9 protein-coding genes are annotated in these 6,401 nt (G+C 40.9%); all 9 read left to right on the top strand.

Annotated features, from left to right (window positions below):
* The first annotated feature begins 120 nt into the window (after positions 1–120).
* Positions 121–600, top strand: a complete 480-nt coding sequence (locus MMY81_RS32815) for a PRD domain-containing protein (protein ID WP_252316114.1) — start codon at positions 121–123, stop codon at positions 598–600.
* On the top strand, positions 497–742 hold the full coding sequence (locus MMY81_RS36155; RefSeq protein ID WP_374563439.1) for a hypothetical protein: 246 nt from the start codon (positions 497–499) through the stop codon (positions 740–742). Before MMY81_RS32815 ends, MMY81_RS36155 begins: the two co-directional genes overlap by 104 nt.
* Before the next feature lie 28 nt (positions 743–770).
* Positions 771–1,652 carry a BglG family transcription antiterminator gene (locus MMY81_RS32805; RefSeq protein ID WP_252316117.1) on the top strand — a complete coding sequence of 294 codons (882 nt, stop codon included), beginning with the start codon at positions 771–773 and terminating at the stop codon, positions 1,650–1,652.
* 347 nt (positions 1,653–1,999) lie between these two features.
* Positions 2,000–2,392: a cellulase N-terminal Ig-like domain-containing protein gene (locus MMY81_RS32800; protein ID WP_252316113.1), complete on the top strand. Its 393-nt coding sequence runs from the start codon at positions 2,000–2,002 to the stop codon at positions 2,390–2,392.
* Entirely contained in the window at positions 2,320–3,921 is a 1,602-nt protein-coding gene (locus tag MMY81_RS32795) for a glycoside hydrolase family 9 protein (RefSeq protein ID WP_308215563.1), read from the top strand. The genes MMY81_RS32800 and MMY81_RS32795 overlap by 73 nt, the downstream gene beginning before the upstream one ends.
* A 241-nt stretch (positions 3,922–4,162) precedes the next feature.
* Positions 4,163–4,474, top strand: a complete 312-nt coding sequence (locus MMY81_RS32790; RefSeq protein WP_252316112.1) for a PTS sugar transporter subunit IIB — start codon at positions 4,163–4,165, stop codon at positions 4,472–4,474.
* Between the two features lie 100 nt (positions 4,475–4,574).
* Positions 4,575–5,900, top strand: coding sequence for a PTS cellobiose transporter subunit IIC (gene celB / locus MMY81_RS32785; RefSeq protein ID WP_252316111.1), 1,326 nt, complete (start codon positions 4,575–4,577; stop codon positions 5,898–5,900).
* A gap of 36 nt (positions 5,901–5,936) precedes the next feature.
* Positions 5,937–6,245, top strand: a complete 309-nt coding sequence (locus MMY81_RS32780) for a PTS sugar transporter subunit IIA (RefSeq protein ID WP_252316110.1) — start codon at positions 5,937–5,939, stop codon at positions 6,243–6,245.
* A 15-nt stretch (positions 6,246–6,260) separates the two neighbouring features.
* On the top strand, positions 6,261–6,401 hold a 141-nt coding region (locus MMY81_RS32775; RefSeq protein WP_252316115.1), incomplete at its 3' end, for a family 1 glycosylhydrolase.

Here is a 6,401-nt window from a genome sequence, read left to right as displayed (position 1 = left end):
CCTGAAGAACGAGTTCGTTTCCTGATTAACGGCTGCTTCTGGCGAATACATTTCTAAAGCTCGAAGACGCTTGCAGATGAGCTGTTAATCAGTAAATCAACAATTCAAAATGATATCCGTATGGTAAAAAACATCTTTAATAAATATGATATTACGCTGGAAAAGCGTCCCAACTATGGCCTCAAGGCTGTCGGGAATGAATTTAAACTTCGCTTTTGTATGTCTGAATACGTGTTTGCAGAACGGGAAGGCGTGACAAACGATATATTCGACAGCCAGCTGCCCGGCCTTATTAAAGAAAACGTAAACGACATTTGGGATATTATTCTGGAAGAAAGCCAGGCCTCCAACATTACTTTATCTGATATAGCGATGAATAATTTATTTATTCATATAGCGATTACGTATAAAAGAGTCGAGACTGGACATCATATCACATTGTACCCACGTGAATTTAAGGATATAAAAGCAAAGAAGAGTATAAGTAGCCGAACGGATTGTCAGCAAGCTGGAAGCCAAGCTTCATATCGCGTTTCCAGAAGTGGAAGTTGCCTATATTGCTATTCATTTATTAGGAACAAAAATGATATCGCAGGCTAATTTATCGGATCATGATGTAGAAGAAGTACTGGACGTACCGATTTATCAGCTTGGTCATTCCATCCTGGAGGCGATTGAAAATAAGATGGGACTCGGTATCCGTCAGGATAAAGAGCTTCTTGTTGACTCGGTCTTCATTTAAAACCTGCATCAACCGTTATAAATACGGAATGAATATTAGAAATCCTCTCTTATCTGATATTAAAATGAACTATCCTGTTGCTTTCGAAGCCGGCATTATTGCTGGTCTTGTTCTGGAAAAATATATGGGTGTGGAGATCGAGGAAGGCGAAATTGGGTATATTGCGCTTCATATTGGTGCTGCAATGGAACGAAAAAAAGTGCATTCCGGTCCCAAACGCTGCATGGTCGTCTGCGCTTCCGGGGCTGGAAGTGCTCAGCTGATTTTCTACAAGTTGAAATCTCAATTTGGAAACCGTCTTGAAGTAGTTGGAACTACTGAATACTATAAACTAAACCAGATTTCGTTTGCTAACATCGATTTTATTGTCAGCACGATTCCAATTGCAGAAAAGCTGCCGGTTCCAGTCGTCCAGGTAAAAACCATTCTGGGGGAAGGCGATCTGGAGCGGATTGAAGGGCATGTCATGGAGCAGCACAGCAGTATCGCCGACTATTTAAAGAAAGATTTGTTTTATTTTCAGAAATCGCTGTCCACGAGGGAAGAGGTCCTTTCTTTTCTTACAAAAGAGCTTCAGGATAAAAGCCTGGTAGAGGAAGACTATCTGGGACAGCTGATAGAGCGGGAAAATATTGCTCCAACGAGTTTTTGGAACCTTGTAGCACTCCCTCACCCGGTGACAACTCAGACTGATGAAACATTCCTGACTGTTTGTACGCTGCAGCGGCCGATCAATTGGGGAGAAAAGCGGGTGCAGCTTATCTTTTTATTAAATGTAGAAAAAGGAGACACGCAGGACCTGCAGGCACTTTATCAAGCACTTCGCTACATTGTCGACAACATCAGTGTCGTGCAGCGTATTCTAAAGTGTCGGAATTATGAGGACTTTCTTAAAGTGCTAAAGAACTAAGAGTTTATAGTAAATAATGCATAAATGTTCTGTTCGATAATAAATAACACCTAACTCAGATTTTAGTTATTGGTCTTATCACCGTATTATTTTTAATTTTTACTAAAGCCCTTTTCTTTTTTAATAAAAGAAGAGGGTTTTTAATATGGTTTCTAATGTGATTCATATTAAAAATGTAAGATGCTTCCTCTTCATACAGGAAAAAGATTATGTTTTGATGATAGCGCTTTAATTATAAAGTTAGTAGAAGAAATATTCTGATTATATTTTAGAAGAGAGGAGAGAATTTAGTAGGAAGTGTATTTATTGAATAAAAATAAATTAGTTATTAACTTAGGAGGAATTGTATGAAAAAAAGAATATTGTTAACAACAGTTGGTACTTGCTTATTATTTTCTGGAACTGCTCCAAACGTTTTAGCAGAGGAATCTGATTTTAACCCTCCGGAATATAGTGACCCCATTAAGGTCAATCAAGTAGGCTATCTGCCTGAAGGGAAAAAGGTGGCAACAATATTGGCTGATCCTACATATGAGAATTTTATAATTAGAAACATAGACACAAAAGAAATTGTATTCGAAGGTGATTTAAGTGAAGAAGAGTATGATGAAAATTCAGGAGATACTGTGCGTAAAGCTGATTTCTCTGCTTTAACAACTACAGGCGAATATATGAGACAGGCGATACAGACACCTCTTATTCTTTTGAGATTAGAGAAGACATATACGAGCAGCAGCTAATTGACACCACCCGTTCTTATACCCTGCAGCGTTCAATAACAGATATTAATGATCCTATCACGGGTTTAAATATAGAAGCGGGACATTTACAAGACAAAGAAGCTCAAGTCTATTTTTCAGATGAATACTATGAAGAAGGTCAAACAATAGATGTGGCAGGAGGGTGGTATGACGCAGGTGACTTTGGAATGTATACGGCTCCTTCAGCTGTAACAGTAGCCCAACTTTTACAAGCATATGAAATGAATGAATCAGCTTTTTACGAAGGACAGCTTGATTTTCCAGAAGGGATTTCTAATGAAGGACTTCCAGATATACTTGCAGAAATTAAATTCAATTTAGAATGGATGGAATCAATGCAGCGTCCTGAAGATGGCGGTGTTTTTCATAAAAATTCCGGTTTAGAATGGCCTGGTATGATTGAACCAAGCGAGGATGAACAAGAACGCTATGTATTTGGTATATCAACATTTAGTACAGCACAATATGCAGCGAGTATGGCAATGGCTTCGCGCATATACGAAGACTATGATGAAGAATACTCCAATCAATTATTGGAAAATGCTGAAGCGGCTTTCGCCTATTTAGAAAATAATACAGAACCTTCTTTTCGTGTGGATGAAGGACAAGACGATGGATCCGGCGCCTATGATAAAGGAGTAGAAACCGGGGAAGGAACAGAAGATATTGAAGAAAGATTCTGGGCAGCGGCAGAATTATACAAAACAACCGGAGATATAAAATATGATGCTTATCTGGATAATGAAGACTTTAGGGAACTGTTTAGAGAGCAGCCGAATTATGTAAGTTGGGCAAACACCCATTCTTTAGGACAGTGGGCTTATTGGACAGCAGATAACGGACAGGAAGAAAGAAAAGATGATATTGAAGCAGCTTTTACTTCCTACGCTGAAGATACAGTGCAACAAATAAATGAAGATGGGTATAGTAGTGCTCTATCAGCTGAGGAGTATACTTGGGCATCCGCTAAAAATGCTATTGCAAAAGGAAACCTATTGTTAATGGCTGATAAAATAACACCAAATAAAGAGTATGTAGATGCAGCTATTGAACAGCTTCACTTTGTGTTGGGCCGAAATGCTACCGGCCATTCATTTCTGACAGGTGCAGGGGATAATGCTCCAGAAAATCCTCACCATCGTATTATAGAAAGTACGGGAGTATATGTGCCTGGACTTTTGGTAGGAGGGCCTAACGGATTTGGCGGCGATGAATATTTAGATGAATGGCTGGATTCTGATAATCCGCCGGCTCCTGGAAAAGCCTATTTAGATGAATTAGATTCTTTTGCTACTAATGAATATGCAATTGATTACACAGCTCCTTTAGTATTAATGCTTTCAAGCATAGAAGAAAATGAAAATGTAAAAGCATCTTCCGATCGGGAAACGGGAGGAGAACTTCCAGACACGAATACAGGATACATTTCCATTGTTCTTGGTGCTCTATCGTTAACCATTGTAAGCGGTTTGTTATTTTGGAGAAGAAGAATAATTAAAAGCGAGTAGATACAAAGCTTAAATATGTAAAAGAAGAACCTTTTTGAAAAGAAAGGTTCTTTTTCATTTAAGGGGAATTAGAAATTATTTAACTGATAAATGTTTATGCGGCGTATTTAGATGAAAAAATTTTTTCTGTGGAAAAAACATCTTTTTCCGCTTTATAACGGAAAAAGTATGCGTTTTCATTAGGTTGGGATTCTCATACACTAAGATTATCTTATAAAACAATCCAAGGAGGCAACACGAGATGAAAAATATACTTTTGGCATGTTCGGCGGGAATGTCGACAAGCATGCTCGTTTCAAAAATGGAAGAAGCTGCACAAGAGCAGGGGATTGAAGCGAATATCTGGGCCGTCTCCCAGGACAAAGCAATTCCGGATATGGAGAAAGCGGATGTACTAATGATCGGTCCGCAGATGCGGTTTATGAAAAAGAAGTACGCAGTCAAAGCAGAAGAAGTGGGTATTCCACTCGATGTTATTGATCCGATGTCCTACGGACGGGTTGATGGCAAGGCCGTGTTAACAAGAGCGCTTGAACTTATCGAAAATAAGTAAGTAAAAGTAATGTGGGAGAGGACTACACATAGAGACCTTCTCTTCCTCCTTTTCTAGTTAAAACGTGGAGAAGCAGTTACTACATTTAGGGGGAGTTATAATGAACAACAACAGCAAGTTTATGGATCTGCTTGAACGGGTGTTGATGCCAATTGCAGAAAAATTAAACAATAACCGGTATTTAACCGCGCTTCGGGACGGTTTTCTCGTAGCCCTTCCGCTTATTATATTCGGCTCGATCTTCGTAGTTCTGGCCAACCTGCCATTTCTGGATCAAATAATCAGCGAAAGTGCCTTTACCGCTTATCAGGACGCTCTTGGTCCTGCCTCTGCGGCAACGTTAAGTATTATGGCACTCTTTGTTATTATTGGAATCGGGTATAAGCTGGTAGAACATTCCGGCGGCGAAGGTATTTACGGCGGGGTAGTGGCGCTGGCCGCTTTCTTAATTCTTACTCCGCAGATGGTAGAGGAAACACCGGGAGGCATTCCGACTTCTGCATTAGGTGCGGAAGGACTGTTTGTAGGTATCATTACCGCATTTGTCGCAGCGGAGCTTTATTATTTCTTTGTTAAAAAAGACTGGACGATTAAGATGCCGGCAGGCGTGCCGGGAGCGGTAACACGTTCTTTCAGTGCACTGTTTCCTATCGCTCTTTCATTAACAGCATTTCTTATTATTCGGATTATTTTCACATTCACGCCATTTGAAACGGTACAAAATTTCATCTACACCGTTCTGCAGGAGCCATTAACTGTACTCGGCGGCGGGCTTCCAGCAACAATTGCTGCAGTACTGCTGATTCAGCTGTTCTGGTTCTTCGGACTACACGGCCAGATTCTCGTGAACTCCGTACTGGACCCAATCTGGTACACGCTCAATAATCAGAATCTTGAAGCATTTCAAGCTGGACAGGAGCTCCCAAACGTTGTAACCAAACAATTTATTGATACTTTTATTGTAGGTATCGGCGGTTCTGGTATGACACTTGCTATTATTTTAGGGATCTTTCTCATCGGACGCAGCAGACAGATGAAACAGGTTGGAAAGGTGAGTGCTCCTGCAGGAATATTTAACGTAAACGAGCCGTTTATTTTCGGATTACCTGTTATTTTAAACCCGCTTGTCCTTATTCCATGGCTGCTTGCACCGGTCGTTGTCTGTGTAATGGTTTACTACTCTATGCTTACAGGGCTGGTTCCAAGACCTGCAGGTATTATTGTTCCCTGGACAACCCCGCCTTTAATCAGTGGATTTCTGGCTACAGGAAATGCATGGCAGGGAGCGGTGCTTCAACTGGTCAGTATGGCAGTGGTGTTTGTCATCTGGTGGCCGTTCCTGAAAGTAATGGATAAGCAGTACTATGAGCAGGAGCAGACAGAAGAAGCAGCTGCTACTACAGAAACAGAAAAACCTTCCAACTAATACTGACAATACGGATACAGAGAAAGGAAAGGTCGTATGGAACAAATTACAGAGGTGGCGTTTCAAATCATATTGTACGCCGGAAATGGAAAATCAAGTGCAATGGAGGCTATTCAAGAAGCAAAAGAAGCCAATTTTGAAGAAGCAGACAGGCTCATCGTAGAAGCAGGAGAAGAGCTTGGCAAAGCGCATAAGTACCAGACGAAGCTTCTCCAGCAGGAAGCAAGTGGAGAGACGTCACCCGTGAACGTAATGCTGATTCACTCCCAGGACCACTTGATGACATCGATGACCGTCCGCGACCTGGCTGTTGAGATTATTGAAATTTACCGCACCAGACAATAAAGGAGGATTTCTTGTATGGCACTGCAGTATACATTTCCAGAAAATTTTTGGTGGGGAAGCGCGACTTCCGCCACCCAGATTGAAGGCGCTGCTTCAGAAGATGGAAAAGGTTTGAACATCTGGGATTACTGGTACAGCAAGGAACCCAACCGTTTC

The organism is Sinobaca sp. H24 (assembly GCF_023845525.1).
This window is presented reverse-complemented; position numbering and strand designations above follow the sequence as displayed.

Excerpts from the sequence above, each read along its gene's own strand:
- MMY81_RS32805 (WP_252316117.1), top strand. The coding sequence starts at position 771 with ATGAATATTAGAAATCCTCTCTTATCTGATATTAAAATGAACTATCCT.
- celB (WP_252316111.1), top strand. The coding sequence starts at position 4,575 with ATGAACAACAACAGCAAGTTTATGGATCTGCTTGAACGGGTGTTGATG.
- MMY81_RS32790 (WP_252316112.1), top strand. The coding sequence starts at position 4,163 with ATGAAAAATATACTTTTGGCATGTTCGGCGGGAATGTCGACAAGCATG.
- MMY81_RS32800 (WP_252316113.1), top strand. The coding sequence starts at position 2,000 with ATGAAAAAAAGAATATTGTTAACAACAGTTGGTACTTGCTTATTATTT.
- MMY81_RS32815 (WP_252316114.1), top strand. The coding sequence starts at position 121 with ATGGTAAAAAACATCTTTAATAAATATGATATTACGCTGGAAAAGCGT.
- MMY81_RS32780 (WP_252316110.1), top strand. The coding sequence starts at position 5,937 with ATGGAACAAATTACAGAGGTGGCGTTTCAAATCATATTGTACGCCGGA.